The sequence below is a fragment of the Klenkia terrae genome (genome assembly GCF_037083865.1).
GTDB classification, from domain to species: domain Bacteria; phylum Actinomycetota; class Actinomycetes; order Mycobacteriales; family Geodermatophilaceae; genus Klenkia; species Klenkia terrae.
Map to the genome: position 1 here is coordinate 44,497 of NZ_JBAPLV010000028.1, position 15,663 is coordinate 60,159.

Sequence of the window (15,663 nt, forward strand, 5' to 3'; positions counted from 1 at the left end):
ATTCGTCATGATGTGTGGCTAGCGTCATGGGGGCTGGATCACACCTATCCCCCGGAGGACCCCGTGCGCACCCTCGAACGCGGCGCTTGGACCTGCGCCAACTGCCCCACCACCAACGAGACCCACCGCAAGCGCTGCACCGACTGCGGCACCACCCGGCACTGACGCCGCCGGAGGTCCGCCCGCACCGCGGCGGGCGCACCTCCCCCGCCGGCCGCACGGGTCCACCGTTGCCCGGCCGCACCGGACCCGGCACAGTGACCGCCGTGCGCGCCCTCGCCGTGACCCTCGGGGTCCTGCTGTCCCTGGCCGCGGTCGTGTTCACCGCGGCCGCCGTCGCGCTCTTCGTCGACGGTGACGGCGGCGCCGGCGGTTTCGCCACCTTCGTCGCGCTGGTGACCCTGCTCTGCGCGGTGCTGCTGTTCCGCTCGCAGCCCCGCCGGGCGGTCTCGCGCGGCCGCTCGCCGCGGCGTGCCGACAGCGGCTTCTACGTCGGCGACACGACGCCGTCCTACGGGTACACCGGGGCGGCCGGCGACCAGCGGTGGGGCGGTGACGGCGGCGCCGACCCCGGCCCCGGCCACCACGGCTCCTCGCACGGTCACGGGTCGGGTCACCACGACGGCGGTGGCTGGGGCGGTTCGGACGGCGGGTCCGGCGGCTCGGACGGCGGTTCCGGGGGTTCGGACGGCGGCGGTGGTGGCGGCGGGGGCGACTGACCCGGTCAGGAGCCCTGCAGCACGAACAACCGGGTGTCGGCCTGCCCGCAGGCCACCCACGCCAGCAGCCGCGCCCCGTCGGCGGACCGGCTGAGACCGAACGGCTGCGCCCCGTCGCACAGCTCCACCGGGTCGGCGGCCAGACCGGTGCCGAGGTCGAGGGGGAGCAGCTCCGGGGGTGAGCTCGTGGCGTAGTCGGTGGCGATCAGGTGCACCCAGCCGGCCGGGCCGGCCTGCAGCTCGTCGACGGCGATGCTGTCCAGGTTGGCCACCGGGGTGACCTCGGTGCTGCCCGGCGCCACCGTGACCACCCGGGTGGCCAGCTGCCCCGAGCGGTGCGGCCGTGGTCGTCGTCGGCGCCGCCGTGGGCGCGGAGGTCCCCCCGGTGGTGCAGGCGGCGGTGGCCAGGGCGAGCGCCAGCACGGCGACGGAGGGGGTTCGGAACTGCACGGTCCGTGATGGTGCCAGCCCTGGGCGGGCCGGCACGTCGGTGTGACCCTTGACACAGCCGGACGTTTCCGACTCACTGTTTGCCAACGGCGTCCACCGGGGTGCGTCGTCGATGCAGAGGAGCGCCGCACATGAGGTTCGGGATCTTCACCATGCCGGAGCACCCGCCGCAGGAGAACTGGACGTTGTCCTACGACCGGGACATCGACGACGTGGTGCTGGCCGAGAAGCTCGGCTTCCACGAGTACTGGATCGGCGAGCACCACACCGGCGGGTTCGAGAACGTCCCGGTGGCCGAGTACATGATCGCCAAGGCTTCGGGGCTGACGTCGAGGATCCGGCTGGGCACCGGCGTGGTGAACCTGCCCTACCACGAGCCGTTCCTCGTGGCGGAGCGGTTGGCCTTCCTGGACCACCTCACCCACGGCCGCCTGGAGTACGGGTTCGGCGGCGGCGGTCTGCCCACCGACAAGGCGCTGTTCCAGATGCCCGCGGAGGAGGCGACGCCGCGGATGAACGAGGCCATCGAGATCGTCTGGAAGCTGCTGACCAGCGAGGACCCGGTGGACTACGAGGGCGTCTACTGGAAGTACGAGAACCGGCAGATCCAGGTCGGGCCGTACCAGGACCCGCCGCCGTTCGCGATCGCCGGCCTGACCGGGGTGCACAACTACGCCAAGTGCGGCGAGCGGGGCTGGAACCCGCTGTCGGTGTACTTCGCCCCGCTGCTCGCGGAGAAGAACGAGTTCACCCCCGACCTGCAGCAGCAGGCGCACGCGATGACGACCGCGGCCTCCGCGGCCGGGCTCGACCCGGCGGGTGCCCGGGCGAACTGGCGGATCAGCCGCGAGGTCTACGTCTCCGACGACAAGAACCAGGCCATGAAGGACATCCGCGAGGGGGTGCACCGGTCCTACGAGTACCTGCTGGGGCTGGGGCTGGGCGCGCTGATGAAGAAGGACATCGAGATGCCCGACGCCGAGCTCACCTTCGAGTGGATGGCCGAGGAGCTGCCGTGGGTGATCGGCAGCCCGGAGGACTGCGTCCGGCAGATCCGCGAGATCGAGGAGTCCGTCGGCGGGTTCGGCACCTTCCTGATCAACAGCCGCGACTGGGTGAGCACGGACAAGTGGAACCGGTCGCTGGAGCTCTTCGCCCGGTACGTGATGCCGCAGTTCCAGCGCAACCAGCACATGGCCCGCCGGCTCAAGCTCGCCGACGTCGCCCTCGGCAGGGCCTGAGGGTCGGCCGAGCAGGCCCGGCGGGGATGATGGTCCGTCCCCGCCGGGTCCCCGGGCCGGGGCGCGTGGAGAGGACAGGTGCGTGCCCCGACCCAGTCGCTGGCCCGAGGTGATGGCCGCCGCGGCCAAGGTGTTCCGCGCGAAGGGCTACCACGCCGCCACCCTGGAGGACGTCGCCGACGAGGTCGGCATGCTCAAGGGCAGCCTCTACAACTACATCACCAGCAAGGAGGAGCTGCTCTTCGCCGTCGTCCGACCGCCGGCCGAGCAGCTGCTCGAGCAGACCCGCGCCCTGGTCGCCGCGGAGGGGACCGCGCCGGGCAAGGTCGTCGCGATCGCCCGGGTGCACGCCGGCGTGCTGGCCGAGCACTTCGTCTACGCCGCGGTGTACGTGCACGAGATCGCCGGGATGGGTCGGTACCCGGAGTGGGCCGCGATGGACCACGAGTACGTCGAGCTGGTCCGCGCCGTCCTGGCCGCCGGGGTGGCCGAGGGGTCGCTGCGCGACGACCTCGACGTCCGGACGGCGGGCCACGTGCTGATCGGGTCGCTGAACTGGCTGACCCGCTGGTGGGACCCCGACGGCCCGGCCTCGGCCGAGGAGATGGCCGACCGGGTCAGCGCGACCTTCCTGGACGGCTCCCGGTCCCGACCGGCCCGCTGACCCGCCTCAGGGGCGGGGGCGGTTGTCGACCACCCGGCGGGCCTTGAACGTCTGCGCCTCCTGCGACCCGGCGGCGACCACCTGCACCGGGATGCGGACGTTGACCGCCCGCTTGACCCGGGCCTCCAGGGCCTCCTGCAGGGCGGGGTCGTCGGCCGGGCTGCGGCCCGCGCCGCGCTCGACGAGCACCAGCACCTCGTCCAGGTCCCGCGGCCGGTCGACCACGATCCGGAACTCGGCGCCGGCGCCCGGGGTGTCCCGGACCGCCGCCTCGACGGCGGAGGGGTAGACGTTGGCCCCCCGGATCACCAGCATGTCGTCGATCCGGCCGAAGACGCCCCGGGGGAGCCGCGGGTACGTGCGGCCGCACCGGCACGGGGCGTCGTCCAGCAGGCCCTCGTCGCCGGTCCAGAACCGGATCATCGGCTGCGACTCCCGCCAGAGGTGGGTGGCCACGACCGCGCCGGGGAGCCCCACGGTGACCGGCACGTTGGGGTCGTCGCGGTCCACGACCTCGGTGTAGTTCTCGTCCTGGAACAGGTGCACCCCGCCGCCGGGCTCCTGCAGGCAGCCGATGTTGGTCAGGAACGGGTACATCTCCGACGTCGAGCCGGCCGCCCCGTCGACGACGGCCAGGTCGCCCCACTGCTCGCGCAGCCGGGACCGGACGGCGGGGATGCTGCCGCCGGGCTCGCCACCGACCAGCGCCAGCTCCACCCGGGTGTCGCGCACCGGCGTGCCGAGCTCCTCCGCCCGGTGCGCCAGGTGCGCGAGGTAGGACGGCGTCGCGATGACCGCGTCGACGTCGAGGGCGTGCAGGAACTCGATCTGCCGCTCCGTGGCGACCATCGAGCCGGTGGGGAAGCACCCGGCGCCCAGCAGCTCCAGGGCCTGCACGTTGCCCCAGCCGCCGAAGAACATGGTGAACGGAAAGGTCACCTGCACCATGTCGCCGGGCCGGAAGCCCGCGCACCACAGGCCCATCGCCATGGCCTGGCCGCAGCGGGCCCAGTCCCGGTGCGAGACGCCGTACATCGTCGGCACCCCGCTGGTGCCCGACGAGCCGTGCACCCGGGCCACCTGGTCGCGGTCGACCCCCAGGTAGCTGCCGAACGGCGGGTGCGCGGCCTGGTCGGCCACGAGGTCCTTCTTGGTGATCACCGGCACGAGGGTGGTGAAGTCCTCCAGCGACCGGACCTGGTCGGGGTGGAAGCCGTGCGCGTCGTAGTGCCGCCGGTAGAACGGCAGCTCGGCGTAGACCCGCTGCAGCTGGTGCTGCACCCGGGCGAGGACGACGGCGTCGCGCTGCCGGGGCGGCATCGTCTCCCGCTCCTCGTCCCAGAACGGCCGGTGACCGGCCAGCCGCTCGGCGGTCGACCGGCGGGTGCGTGCCCGGGGGGCTGTCGTCGTCATGCGGGTCCTCCCTCGATGGCCTGCACCGGGCAGGACTCGACTGCTTCCTCGACGTCGGCGGCGGTGCGGTCGTCGTCCCGGACCGCCCGGGACCCGGGCTCGCCGGGGGCCAGCACGCGCGCCGTGCCGTCCTCCAGCACGAAGAGGTCCGGGGCGATCTGGGTGCAGGTGCCCGACCCGACGCAGCGGGACCGGTCGACCCGGGCGGTCACGACCGCCACCGGACCGGCAGCCCGGTCAGGCCGCGGCTGAGCAGCACCGGTGCCCAGGACAGCTCGGCCGCGGGGTCGAGCTCCAGGCCCGGCAGCCGGTCCAGCACGGCCGGGATGGCCACCCCGGCCTCCAGCCGGGCCAGCGGGGCGCCGAGGCAGTAGTGCAGGCCGAAGCCGAACCCCACGTGCGGGTTCTCCCGGCGGGTCAGGTCCAGCTCGCCGGGACGGGCGAAGACCGCCGGGTCGCGGTTGGCGCTGGGCGGGCAGAGGAAGACCCGTTGCCCGGCCCGCAGCACCTGCCCGCCCAGCTCCACGTCGACGGCCATCTGCCGGACGACGGTCTTGGCCGGGCCGTCGTAGCGGAGGAACTCCTCGATCGCGGGACCGATGCCGACCTCGCCGGACTCCAGCAGCGCCCGCTGGTCGGGGTGCTGCAGCAGGGCCAGCAGGCCGTTGCCGATCAGGTTGGTGGTCGTCTCGTGCCCGGCGAACAGCAGCAGCACGCCGGTGGAGATGACCTCGTCGTGGCTGAGGCTGTCGTCGTCGTCCCGGGCCTGCACGAGGGCGGACACCAGGTCGTCGCCGGGGTCGCGGGTGGCCCGCTCGGCCAGGTCGCCGAGGTAGTCGCGCAGCTCGAGCATCCCGTCGGCGGCGCGCTCGTACCGCTCGGGGGTGCCCAGGCCGGCGAAGACCAACGCGGAGATGGAGTCCGACCAGCCCTTGAACAGGTCGCGGTCGGCGGCGGGCACCCCGAGCATCTCGGCGATCACCGCCGCGGTGAGCGGGTAGGCGTAGGAGCCGACGAGGTCGGCCCGGCCCGCACCGGCGACGGCGTCGAGCAGCTCGTCGGACAGCGCCCGGACCCGTGGCTCGAGCGCGGCCACCGAGCGCGGGGTGAACGCGGTGCGCAGCAGCCGGCGCAGCCGGGTGTGGTCGGGCGGGTCCTTGAAGACCATCCAGTCGGCCAGCACGGCGAAGGTCTGCCGCAGGGCCGGGTCGGCGTCGGGCCCGGACAGCTTGGCGTCGACGAAGGGGCTGATCCGGTCGGAGGAGAACCGCGCGTCGCGCAGCGCGGCGGACACGTCGGCGTGGCGGGTGACGATCCAGGACCGGTACCGCGGGCTCCAGTGCACCGGGTCGGTGTCGCGCAGGTGGTCGAACACCGCGTACGGGTCGGCCACGGCGGCCGGGCTGAACAGGTCGAGCTCGACGGCGGTCACCGGGCCAGCACCGCCACGACGCAGCCGTTGCCGTCGATGCCGCTGACGCCGCCGCCCATCGTCTCGACCAGCCCGGTCCGGGCCCCCTCGACCTGGCGCCCGCCGGCCCGCCCGCGCAGCTGCCACACCACCTCGGCCACCTGGGCCAGGCCGGTGGCGCCCAGCGGGTGACCGCGGGAGAGCAGCCCGCCCGAGGGGTTCACCGGCCGCGCGCCGCCGACCGCGGTCACCCCCGCGGCCGCGGCCGCCCCGCCGTCCCCGGGCGGGACGATGCCCAGCGCCTCGGTGGTGGCGACCTCGCCGACGGTGAAGGCGTCGTGCACCTCGAACACGTCGACGTCGTCGGGCCCGGTCCCGGCCTGCGCGAAGGCGTCGGCCGCAGTGGCGGCCACCAGGTCGTAGCCCCACACGTGCGCGGAGCGGTGGTCCCACAGCGACCCCGACCGGAACCCCAGCCCGCGGACGAGGACCTCGTCGGGGGAGCCGTCGGCCGGTGCCAGCACGGCCGCGGCGGCCCCGTCGGAGGTGGGGCAGCACTGCAGCAGGGTCAGCGGGTCGGCGATCATCCGCGAGGCCAGCACCTGCTCCACGGTGTACCGACCGGCGTACTGGGCGCGGTCGTTGTGCTCGGCGACCGCGTGGTTCTTCACCGACACCGCGGCGAGCTGCTCGAGCGTGGCGGCACCGGTCTCCAGGTAGCGGTGGGCGGCCATCGCGTAGAGCGCCGGCATGGCCAGGCCGGACAGGCCCTCGGCGTCGGTGGGCTCCGGGGTGATGGCGCCGTCGAAGGCGGTGCTCATCTGCTCCAGGCCCAGCGCCAGCACCCGCCGGTACCGCCCGGTGCGCACCGACTCGTGCGCCTCGAGGAACGCCGTCGTCCCGCTGGCGCAGGCGTTCTCCACCGTCACCACGGGCACGTCGGTGATGCCCAGGGCATGCAGCACGCGCTGCGCGACGCCGGGGGCGCCGAACACGGTGCCCACCCAGACCGCGTCGACGTCCTCGGTCCCGGCGTCGGCCAGGGCCTCCCGGACGGCGTCCCAGGCCAGGTCGGTGAGGGTCCGGCCCGGCTGGCGGCCGAAGTGCGAGGTGCCCACCCCGTGGACGGCGACGGTCACCGGACCACCGCCACGCGGACGTCGCCGGCCGGGTCGGCGGGCAGCAGCCGCACCGGGGTGTCCATCGCCAGCGCCGCGTCGCCCTCGGCGCCGGCCAGCACCCGCGGCCCGTCGTCCAGGTCCACGTAGGCCAGGGCGTACGGCGGGGTGCGGCCGGGCACCGGGATGCGCACGACGGTGGAGCTCCAGACCCGCCCGGTGGGCCCGAACAGCGCGGGGACGACGGGGCCGCGGCAGGCCGGGCAGCGCGGCCGGGGGAAGGCCGACGGGTGCCCGCAGGCGGTGCAGCGGACGCCCGCCACGGCGGGGCCGTCGTCGGTGCCGACGACCTGCGGGCGCGGGTCGGTCCCGGGGCCGGTGGTCGGGGCGGTCACGAGGGCTGCGTCCCGTGTGGCATGCCCCACACCGTAGGCAAACGGCCGTTTGCTGTCCAGGGCGGCATCAGAGCGACAGGCCGCCGTCCACCATCACGGTCTGGCCCTGCACCATCGACGCCGCCGGCGAGGCCACCCACGCGACCGCGCCGACCACGTCGGCCACCGTCAGGCCCCGCCCGCTGGGGTTGGCGGCGGCCGCCGCGTCCAGCCGGGTCTGCGCCAGGTCGCCGAACATCGTGCGGAACGCGGGGGTGTCCAGCGGGCCGGCGGCGACGGTGTTGGCGCGGACCCCGCGCGGGGCGAGCTCGACGGCCAGGTAGCGGACGAGGGCCTCGCCGAGGGACTTGGTCGGGCCCAGGGCGACGTAGCTCGGCACATAGGACCGGGCTCCCCGGCTGCTGACGTAGACCAGGCTCGACCCGCGCTGCAGGACCGGCAGCAGGCTCTGGGTCAGCGGGACCAGCGACGTGCCGTTCACCGCGATGGCCCGGGCGAGCTGGACCGGGTCGATCTCCAGCGCCCTGCCGGTGACCGCCAGGGCGGCGCAGTGCACGTAGAGGTCGAGGGAGTCGGTCAGGCCGCGGACGGCGTCGGCGATCGAGGCCACCCCGTCGGCGGTGCCGACGTCGGCCTTGACCAGGTGCGGGGTGCCGCCGGCGGCGGTCACCAGCCGGGCGGTCTCGGCGGCCGCGGCGTCGTCGGAGTGGAAGTTGACGACGACGTCGTGCCCGAGCGAGCCCCAGTGCTCGGCGACCGCGCGACCGATGCCGGAGGACCCGCCGGTCACCAGGACGGTCATGCCGGCGTCAGCTCGGCGTCCTGCTCCTGGCCCATGCCCACGGTGAGCGTGACTCCGAAGCGCTCGATCATCCCGCCGGCGTCGGCCCGCATCGCCCCCCAGGCGTCGGAGTGCTCGGCGGCCTCGAGCTCGGCCTTGGTGTCGAAGTGCAGCTCGGCCACGCGCCAGAACGCGGACTCCCCGCCCTCCAGCCCGCTGTCGGTGCGGACGGCGACCAGCCGGGTCATCCCGGGGGTCCGGGCGGCCGCGGGCAGGTGCACCGTGCGGTAGTGCTCCTCGAACGCCTCGGCGTCCTCGGGGCGGGGGGCGGACCAGATCGCGATGAGCTTGTACACGGGCACTCCTGGGTGAGGTGGATCACAGGAGGCTATGAACAAACGGACGGTCGGGCAAGGGTCAGTGCATGGACCAGCCGCCGTCGACGGCCACCGTCGCGCCGGTCATGTACGACCCGGCGTCCGAGGCGAGCAGCAGCAGCGGGCCGACGAGCTCCTCGGGCCGGCCAACCCGGCCGACGGGGGTGCGGGCCAGCACCCCGGCCGCGCCCTTCTCCGACCCGAGCAGCGGCGCGGTCATCCCGGACGGGAAGAAGCCCGGGGCCAGCGCGTTGACCCGGATCCCGTACCGGGCGGTCCACTGCATCGCGAGGTCACGGGTCAGGCCCAGCAGGCCCGCCTTGGACGCCGTGTAGGCGGCCTGCGGCACGTCGCCGACGGCCAGCGCGAGCGCGGAGGACACGTTGACGACCGACCCGCCGTGCCCGGCGGCGACCATCGCGCGGGCCACGGCCTGGGCCATGTGGTGCGCACCGGCCAGGTTGGTGGCCAGGACCGCCTCGAAGGCGGCGGGGTCCTCGGTGAGCGCCCGGGCGCCGTGGCCGGTGCCGGCGTTGTTGACCAGCACGTCGACCCGGCCGGTCTCGTCGAGCGCGGCCTGCACCACGCGGGCGCAGTCGGCCGGCAGCCGCACGTCGGCCACCACCGGGACGCAGACGGCGCCGGCCGCGCGGAGCCCGTCGGCCACGTCCGCGAGCAGGTCGGCCCGCCGTCCGGTCACCACGACCGATGCCCCGGCCCCGGCCAGGGCGGCCGCGAACGTCGTGCCGAGCCCGGAGGACGCCCCCGTGACGACCGCCGTCCGGCCGGTCAGGTCGAACAGCGCAGGCAGGGAGGCGGTCATGCCCGGGATGGTGTCAGCCCAGGGTCCAGAGCCGGCTCTCCCCGTCGCAGGTGCCGGCCACCAGGAAGGTGCCGTCGCCCGCCGCGGCGACGGCCAGCGCGTCGCCGTCCCCGTCGCACAGCTCGAGCGTGGTCGGGTCACCGTCGGGCGCGGTGACCACGACGGTCGGCCGCGGCTGGTCCAGGAACGCGGTGACCACGACGGTCCCCGCGCTCGAGGAGTACGCCGCGACCCCGGCCACCCGGCTGCCGGCACCGAGGTCGCCCTGCTCGCGCCCGCCCTGCGGCCCGAACAGCCGCAGGGTGCCGTCGGGTGCCTCGACCAGCGCGCGGGCCGTGCCGGCGTCGCCGGTCAGCCCGACCAGCCGTCCCTCCGGTCCGGTGGCCCGGCCGACGGGCTCCAGGTCGGCGTCGAGCTCGACCAGCCGGGCGACGACCTCCTCGTCCGGGGTCGTGACGCCCAGACCGGCCACCACGCCGCCGTCCCCGGCCGGGACCAGGCCGACCAGCTCGACCGCGGTGGCGCCGTCGACCTCCAGGTCCAGGTCGGTCGTGGCGAGCACCTCGGCGGTCGCCGGGTCCACCGCGAGCACCTGCGCGCCCACGCCGTCCGGGGTCTCGGCGAGCAGGAACAGCTGGTCGCCGCCGGTCGCGGCGAGCACCGGCAGACCCCGGGGTGCGGCGACCGCGGGCGCCAGGTCCGTCGGCAGGGCCGTGGAGCCCGCGGCCAGCAGCACGCCGACCGCCGGGTCGGGGTCGACGGCGCCGGCGGTCAGCGCGGCGGCCACGGGGTCGCCGTCGACCAGGGCCACGTCGGTGAGCACCGTGCCGGTGACGCCCGTGGCGCCGTCCGGGGTGAGGACGGTGCCGCCCGCCCCGCCCTGCAGCAGGACGGCGTACCCGTCCCGGTCGGCGGCCACCCGGGCACCGGTGACGTCGGCGGCCGACCGCCCGAGGTCGACCTCGTCGGTGACCGCGAGCGGGCCGTCGGCGGCGGCGCTCGTCGCCGTGGGGGTCGTCGTGGCCGTGGCCGACGAGCTGCTCGTGCCGGTGGGTGCGTCGGCGAAGGAGGTGCAGCCGGCCACCAGGGTCAGCGCCGCGACGGGCAGGAGGAGCCGCACCCGGGTGGCCACCGTGGCCGGCCTCAGTACGACGTGGAGCCGCCGGGGCCCTCGGACTCCGGCACCTCCTCGCCGGCGGCCACCGGGCCGGGCGGGGTGCCGTCGCCGAACGGCGAACCGCCCAGCTCCTCGCGGTGGTGCGGGGTCAGCCAGACCGAGGTGTCCGGGCCGACCGGCACGATCTGCGTCGGGTTGATGTCGGCGTGGACGATGTAGTAGTGCCGCTTGATCTGCGGGAAGTCGGTGGTGTCGCCGAACCCGGGGGTCTGGAACAGGTCCCGGGCGTAGGCCCACAGCACCGGCATCTCGGTCAGCTTGGTCCGGTTGCACTTGAAGTGGCCGTGGTAGACCGCGTCGAAGCGGGCCAGGGTGGTGAACAGCCGGACGTCGGCCTCGGTGATGGTGTCGCCCATCAGGTAGCGGCGGCTCTCCAGCCGCTCGCTGACCCAGTCCAGCGCGGTGAACAGCCGGTCGTAGGCGCTGGCGTAGGACTCCTGCGAGCCGGCGAAGCCGCAGCGGTAGACCCCGTTGTTGATCTCGGTGAACACCCGCTTCATGACGTCGTCCATCTCGTCCCGCAGGTGCTCGGGGTAGAGGTCGGGCGCGCCGTCGCGGTGGAACGCCGTCCACTCGGTGGAGAAGTCCAGCGTCATCTGGGCGAAGTCGTTGGTGACCACGGCCTTGGTGGGCAGGTCGACCATCGCCGGCACCGTGATGCCGCGCGGGTACTCCGGGTCGCGGGCGAAGAACGCCTCCTGCAGCCGCTCGTAGCCCAGCACCGGGTCCCGGCCGCCCGGGTCCAGGTCGAAGGTCCAGCTGTCCTTGTCGTGGGTCGGTCCGCAGATGCCCATCGAGAACGCGGACTCCAGGCCCAGCAGCCGGCGCACGATCGTCGCGCGGTTGGCCCACGGGCAGGCCCGGGCGACGACCAGGCGGTACCGGTCGGCCTCCACCGGCCAGCCCTGGGAGCCGTCGGCGAGGATGCGGTCCTCGATGTAGTTGGTGTCCCGCTCGAAGGACTTGCCGGGCTCGACGTAGCCCTTGTCGTTGCTCACGATCGTCAGCGTCGCTCAGTCGGCGTCGGGCCGCTGGGCGAGGTGCTCCTCGCTGACCTCCCAGAGCCGCTGCGCGTTGCCGGGGTCCAGGGCGTAGGCCCGCACGCCGGCCCGCACGCCGGTCGCGTCGTCGGCGACGGTCGGCGCCTCGACGCAGTCCTCCAGGTAGTGCCCGCCGGTGGCGAACTCCGGGGCGACGGCGGCGACCAGCGTGGTCGCGGCACCCTGCTCGGTGGTCTTGAAGACGACGGTGCCCTCGCGCTGGGCCTTGTCCCAGCCGTCGAGGACGTCCTGGGACACGTGCCGCTGCAGGTTGGTCATGATCCCGCCGGGCATGAGCGCGTTGGCCACGATGCCGTCGTCGGCCCAGCGGCGGGTGGCCTCGACCGCCAGCAGCACGTTCGCCGTCTTGGACTGGCCGTAGGCCTGCCAGGCGTCGTACTCGCGCTGCGCGAAGTGGATGTCGTCGAAGTGCACGGGCGAGCGCAGGTGGCCCGTGGAGGACACCGACACGATGCGCGCGCCGTCCGAGGCCGCGGCGAGCGCGCCGTGCAGCCCGGTGGTGAGCGCGAAGTGGCCCAGGTGGTTGGTGGCGAACTGGGTCTCCCAGCCGCGGTCGGTCAGGGTGAGCTGGGGGAGGGCCATGACGCCGGCGTTGTTGACCAGCAGGTCCAGCGGCCCGTCCCAGTCGGCGACGAAGGCCGCGACCGAGTCCAGGTCCAGCAGGTCCAGGCGGGCGACCCGCAGCGTGGTGCTCCCGGTGGTGCCGGCGACGTCCTGGGCGGCGCGGGCCCCCTGCTCGGGGTCGCGTACGGCGATGGTGACCTCGGCGCCGGCCGAGGCCAGCGCGCGGACGGTCTCGACCCCGATGCCGGACCCGCCGCCGGTGACGACCGCGCGGGTGCCGCTGAGGTCGTGGCCGGCGACGACGTCGGCGGCGGTGCTGGTGGCGTCGAACGAGGTGGTGATCAGGGGCATGACCGTCACTGTGCCCCTCGCCGGCCGAGGGCAACCGCATGGGTCAGCCGGAGGCTGCCCGACAGCCAGACCAGGACGTCGTGCAGCCGGAGCGGGGTCAGCCCGGACTCCGCGGACAGCTCGGCGAAGGCGGCCTCGTTGGCCCGGAGTTCGCGGTGCACGACGGCGTGCAGGTCGCTGTCGCCCTCCTCGACGTGCGGGAGCAGCTGCAGCCGGGTGAGCCGGTCGACGTGCGGGACCAGGGCCGGGTGCCGGTGGTGCAGCGCGGCGGACAGGTGCGGGAAGTGCGGCTCGCGCTGCACCTGTCGCAGGGCGGCGCCGACGGTGCCGGGCTCGCCCAGCACCGACAGCTCGTCGTCGGGCAGCTCCCCGAACGCCCGCCCGGCGGCCCGCTCGACCGCGGCGTCGACCACCGGGCGCACCCGGACCAGCGCGTCGGCGACCGCGGCGTGCGCGGTGGGGTCGAGGCGGCCGTGCAGGCCCTCGGCGGCCAGCAGGTCGGCGTCGTCGCTGCCGCCCGCCGCCCGGTCGAACCGGGCCCAGCCGAACGCCGGCAGCTCGACCCACCGTCCGTCGCGGGTCCCCGGTGGTCGGAACCACAGCGGACGTCGTCCGCCCTGGTAGCCGCGGACGGCGGCCCGCGCGACGTCCGGCGGCAGCGGGTCCGGGCCGGCGCTGGGGAGCACGAGGGCGCGCACCGGGTCAGGCCTCCGACTCGGCCTCGGCGCGCTCCTGCTCGAGGAGGTCCTTGCTCCGGACCAGCCGCAGCGCGGTGACCACGAGCAGCCCACCGGCCATGTTGGCCAGCGCGACGTACCAGAACCAGGCCAGCCAGTCGCCGTAGCCGAACGGGGCACCGCTGATCAGCGCCGCGAAGACGATCAGCGAGTCCAGGATGGAGTGGAACAGCTGCAGCCCGGCCAGCAGGAACCCGGCGGCGACCGCGGCCACGATCTTGGCCGGGTCGGACTCCGTGCCGTGCTGCATGCGGGTCATCAGGGTCAGCACGCTGCCGGCCAGCACCCCCAGGCAGATCGACTGCAGGTCCAGCGGGGCGTCGACGAAGTGCACGGCCGACTCGACGGCGGTGGCGCCGAGGTCGGGCAGGGCGTGCACCACCAGCCACATCACCAGCCAGCCGCCGGCGAGGTTCGCGACCAGGGTGCCGCCCCACAGCTTGCCCAGCTGCGCGACGCTGGCCCGCTTGGCCGCGACCGCGGTCACCGGCACCAGGAAGCCCTCGGTGAACAGCTCGCTGCGGGCCAGCAGCAGGGCGATCAGGCCGATGCTGAACGCGATCCCGGCCAGCAGGTGGCTGCCGGTCTCCGCGTACACGGCCAGCAGGGCGAGCACACCGGTGCCGACCTCCAGACCGCCGGCCAGCCCGGTGGTCAGCACCTCCCGCCAGCTGCGGTGCAGCCGCTGGCTGCCCTCGGCGACGATCGCGGCGAAGGCGTCGACCACCTGGTCCTCGGCCGGCTCGTCGTGCTCACCGAGGTCTGCCCGGGTGTCGCTCATGGGTGCTCCTCGGTGGGTGACGTGCTCGCGGGGGCGGGGCCGGTTGGGTTCGGCCCCGCCCTTGGCTCAGGGGGTCGCGTCCTGGACCTCGAAGTGCACCATCGTGGCGCCGCCCGAGGCGAAGGTGGCGACGTCGGCGCCGGCGGCCCGCCCGGCCTCCGAGCTCATCCCGGAGCCCATCGCCTCGGCGGACTCGAAGTCCAGCTCGGCGACCAGGTAGGCCGGGGACGGCGAGCCGTCCATGGATTCGGCGTGCCCGGTGGAGAACCGGACCAGCCCGGGGATGGCCTGCGCCAGGCCGGCGTGCACGTCGCGGTAGTGCGCGTCGAACGCGGCGGGGTCGGTGGGCTGGCCGTAGGTCACGAGCAGGCGGTGGGTCACGGGCTACCTCCGGGGGTGTCCCGGGCGTCGGTGCCCGGGACGCCCATCAGACCACGGGTCAGGAGCGGCGGCGGAGCAGCGCGGAGGCACCGGCGAGCAGCCCGGCACCGGCGACCGCGGCCACCGTGCCGTGGTACCGGCTGGCCCAGATCTGGGCGTCCCAGGTCCACTGCTGGTCGCTGAACCGGCCCTCGGCGCCGAAGTCCCGTCCACCCGCGCCGTCGGCGGGCTCGTACAGGTTCACCGGGTCGTCGGCGGAGGCGTCGACGTCGGTCAGCTGGCCGTCGACGCCGCTGCGGGAGAGGTACCAGTCCATGAACTGGGGCCAGACCTCGGCGCCGAGCACGGTGTAGACCGTCGGGGTGCCGATCCACCAGGCCCGGCGGCGCGGGTGCTCGGCGGCGTGCACCATCGCGCGGCCCATCAGCTCCGGGGCGTAGATGGGCGCCACCGGCTGCGGGCGCTTGGGCATCTTGTTCAGCACCCAGCTGAACTGCGGGGTGTTCACCCCGGGCAGGTCGACCCGGGTGATGTGCACGTTGCTGCCCTCGGCCTTGAGCTCGGTGAGCACCGACTCGGTGAACCCCTTCACCGCGTGCTTGGCGCCGCAGTACGCGCTCTGCAGGGGGATGCCGCGGCGGCCCAGCGCCGACCCGGTCTGCACGATGACGCCGCGGTCGCGCGGGCGCATGTGCTTGAGCGCGGCCATCGTGCCGTGCACGAAGCCGAGGTAGCTGACCTGCGTCACCCGGGCGTACTCGGCGGGGGTCAGCTCGTGGAACGGGGCGAACGCGGCGGTGAACGCCACGTTGACCCAGATGTCGATCTCGCCGAGCTCGGCCTCGACCCGGATCGCGGCGGCCTCGACGGCGTCGGCGTCGGCGACGTCCACCGGCACGACCAGAGCTGTCCCACCGGCGGCCCGGACCTCGTCGGCGGCGGCGGCCAGGCCGACCTCGCCCCGGGCCAGCAGGGCGACCTGGTCCCCGCGGCGGCCGAACTCGACCGCGGTGGCCCGTCCGATGCCCCCGCTCGCTCCGGTGACGACGACGGTTCGTGGCATGCGGGCACTCCTGGGCTGGGCGGACGGTGCTCGCCACCTACCCCGGAGGGCGGGGGGCTCACGCCCCCCGCCGCTGCTCAGGTGGGGTCGGGGTCGTTCGCGCCGGCGCGCTTGCCGGTGCCCTCGAGGACTTCGCTGGCGTAGGTGCCGTGCTTC

19 protein-coding genes are annotated in these 15,663 nt (G+C 74.8%); 3 read left to right on the forward strand and 16 right to left on the reverse strand.

The genetic code is table 11. The features are described 5' to 3' along the window. The first annotated feature begins 266 nt into the window (after positions 1-266). Positions 267-719, forward strand: coding sequence for a hypothetical protein (locus UXQ13_RS19985; protein WP_225235109.1), 453 nt, complete (start codon positions 267-269; stop codon positions 717-719). A 5-nt stretch (positions 720-724) separates the two neighbouring features. Here the strand turns inward: UXQ13_RS19985 and UXQ13_RS19990 are convergent, their stop codons facing one another. Then, a complete protein-coding gene (locus tag UXQ13_RS19990; protein WP_225235110.1) occupies positions 725-1,021 on the reverse strand; it encodes a hypothetical protein in 297 nt (98 codons plus the stop codon). 279 nt (positions 1,022-1,300) lie between these two features. Between UXQ13_RS19990 and UXQ13_RS19995 the strand changes: the two genes are divergently transcribed. Next, complete coding sequence (locus UXQ13_RS19995; RefSeq protein ID WP_225235111.1) at positions 1,301-2,410, forward strand: LLM class flavin-dependent oxidoreductase; 1,110 nt, start codon at positions 1,301-1,303, stop codon at positions 2,408-2,410. 82 nt (positions 2,411-2,492) lie between these two features. Continuing rightward, positions 2,493-3,074 (forward strand): TetR/AcrR family transcriptional regulator, encoded by a 582-nt coding sequence (locus UXQ13_RS20000; RefSeq protein ID WP_225235112.1) that lies wholly within the window; start codon positions 2,493-2,495, stop codon positions 3,072-3,074. A gap of 6 nt (positions 3,075-3,080) precedes the next feature. Here the strand turns inward: UXQ13_RS20000 and UXQ13_RS20005 are convergent, their stop codons facing one another. The 15 genes from UXQ13_RS20005 to UXQ13_RS20075 all read right to left on the reverse strand — a co-directional run bounded on the left by UXQ13_RS20005 (position 3,081) and on the right by UXQ13_RS20075 (position 15,507). Continuing rightward, positions 3,081-4,487 (reverse strand): phenylacetate--CoA ligase family protein, encoded by a 1,407-nt coding sequence (locus tag UXQ13_RS20005; RefSeq protein WP_225235113.1) that lies wholly within the window; start codon positions 4,485-4,487, stop codon positions 3,081-3,083. Next, positions 4,484-4,699 carry a ferredoxin gene (locus tag UXQ13_RS20010; protein WP_225235114.1) on the reverse strand — a complete coding sequence of 72 codons (216 nt, stop codon included), beginning with the start codon at positions 4,697-4,699 and terminating at the stop codon, positions 4,484-4,486. The genes UXQ13_RS20005 and UXQ13_RS20010 overlap by 4 nt, the downstream gene beginning before the upstream one ends. After that, entirely contained in the window at positions 4,696-5,919 is a 1,224-nt protein-coding gene (locus UXQ13_RS20015; protein WP_225235115.1) for a cytochrome P450, read from the reverse strand. The genes UXQ13_RS20010 and UXQ13_RS20015 overlap by 4 nt, the downstream gene beginning before the upstream one ends. Continuing rightward, positions 5,916-7,037 carry a thiolase family protein gene (locus UXQ13_RS20020; RefSeq protein ID WP_225235116.1) on the reverse strand — a complete coding sequence of 374 codons (1,122 nt, stop codon included), beginning with the start codon at positions 7,035-7,037 and terminating at the stop codon, positions 5,916-5,918. The genes UXQ13_RS20015 and UXQ13_RS20020 overlap by 4 nt, the downstream gene beginning before the upstream one ends. After that, on the reverse strand, positions 7,034-7,411 hold the full coding sequence (locus UXQ13_RS20025; RefSeq protein ID WP_225235117.1) for a Zn-ribbon domain-containing OB-fold protein: 378 nt from the start codon (positions 7,409-7,411) through the stop codon (positions 7,034-7,036). The genes UXQ13_RS20020 and UXQ13_RS20025 overlap by 4 nt, the downstream gene beginning before the upstream one ends. 67 nt (positions 7,412-7,478) lie before the next feature. After that, positions 7,479-8,213, reverse strand: a complete 735-nt coding sequence (locus UXQ13_RS20030) for an SDR family oxidoreductase (RefSeq protein WP_225235118.1) — start codon at positions 8,211-8,213, stop codon at positions 7,479-7,481. Next, positions 8,210-8,548: an EthD family reductase gene (locus UXQ13_RS20035; RefSeq protein WP_225235119.1), complete on the reverse strand. Its 339-nt coding sequence runs from the start codon at positions 8,546-8,548 to the stop codon at positions 8,210-8,212. Before UXQ13_RS20035 ends, UXQ13_RS20030 begins: the two co-directional genes overlap by 4 nt. A 61-nt stretch (positions 8,549-8,609) precedes the next feature. Then, positions 8,610-9,392: an SDR family NAD(P)-dependent oxidoreductase gene (locus UXQ13_RS20040; protein WP_225235120.1), complete on the reverse strand. Its 783-nt coding sequence runs from the start codon at positions 9,390-9,392 to the stop codon at positions 8,610-8,612. A gap of 13 nt (positions 9,393-9,405) precedes the next feature. After that, complete coding sequence (locus tag UXQ13_RS20045) at positions 9,406-10,512, reverse strand: WD40 repeat domain-containing protein (protein ID WP_336392838.1); 1,107 nt, start codon at positions 10,510-10,512, stop codon at positions 9,406-9,408. Between the two features lie 23 nt (positions 10,513-10,535). Then, on the reverse strand, positions 10,536-11,567 hold the full coding sequence (locus UXQ13_RS20050) for a glutathione S-transferase family protein (RefSeq protein ID WP_225235122.1): 1,032 nt from the start codon (positions 11,565-11,567) through the stop codon (positions 10,536-10,538). A gap of 15 nt (positions 11,568-11,582) precedes the next feature. Next, positions 11,583-12,545 carry an SDR family NAD(P)-dependent oxidoreductase gene (locus tag UXQ13_RS20055; RefSeq protein WP_336392839.1) on the reverse strand — a complete coding sequence of 321 codons (963 nt, stop codon included), beginning with the start codon at positions 12,543-12,545 and terminating at the stop codon, positions 11,583-11,585. Positions 12,546-12,550: 5 nt separating this feature from the next. Then, the gene (locus UXQ13_RS20060) at positions 12,551-13,243 is read right to left on the reverse strand and encodes a DUF6308 family protein (RefSeq protein ID WP_336392840.1); all 693 of its coding nucleotides are present in this window, start codon (positions 13,241-13,243) and stop codon (positions 12,551-12,553) included. Positions 13,244-13,247: 4 nt separating this feature from the next. Beyond that, on the reverse strand, positions 13,248-14,063 hold the full coding sequence (locus UXQ13_RS20065; protein ID WP_336392841.1) for a formate/nitrite transporter family protein: 816 nt from the start codon (positions 14,061-14,063) through the stop codon (positions 13,248-13,250). A gap of 66 nt (positions 14,064-14,129) precedes the next feature. Further along, positions 14,130-14,444 (reverse strand): EthD family reductase, encoded by a 315-nt coding sequence (locus UXQ13_RS20070; protein ID WP_225235126.1) that lies wholly within the window; start codon positions 14,442-14,444, stop codon positions 14,130-14,132. 58 nt (positions 14,445-14,502) lie between these two features. Continuing rightward, positions 14,503-15,507, reverse strand: coding sequence for an SDR family oxidoreductase (locus UXQ13_RS20075; protein WP_336392842.1), 1,005 nt, complete (start codon positions 15,505-15,507; stop codon positions 14,503-14,505). Between the last annotated feature and the right edge of the window lie 156 nt (positions 15,508-15,663).

Coding starts and splice junctions, on each gene's coding strand:
- UXQ13_RS20075 (WP_336392842.1), bottom strand. CDS start 15,507: ATGCCACGAACCGTCGTCGTCACCGGAGCGAGCGGGGGCATCGGACGG.
- UXQ13_RS19995 (WP_225235111.1), top strand. CDS start 1,301: ATGAGGTTCGGGATCTTCACCATGCCGGAGCACCCGCCGCAGGAGAAC.
- UXQ13_RS20055 (WP_336392839.1), bottom strand. CDS start 12,545: ATGCCCCTGATCACCACCTCGTTCGACGCCACCAGCACCGCCGCCGAC.
- UXQ13_RS20030 (WP_225235118.1), bottom strand. CDS start 8,213: ATGACCGTCCTGGTGACCGGCGGGTCCTCCGGCATCGGTCGCGCGGTC.
- UXQ13_RS20065 (WP_336392841.1), bottom strand. CDS start 14,063: ATGAGCGACACCCGGGCAGACCTCGGTGAGCACGACGAGCCGGCCGAG.
- UXQ13_RS20040 (WP_225235120.1), bottom strand. CDS start 9,392: ATGACCGCCTCCCTGCCTGCGCTGTTCGACCTGACCGGCCGGACGGCG.
- UXQ13_RS20005 (WP_225235113.1), bottom strand. CDS start 4,487: ATGACGACGACAGCCCCCCGGGCACGCACCCGCCGGTCGACCGCCGAG.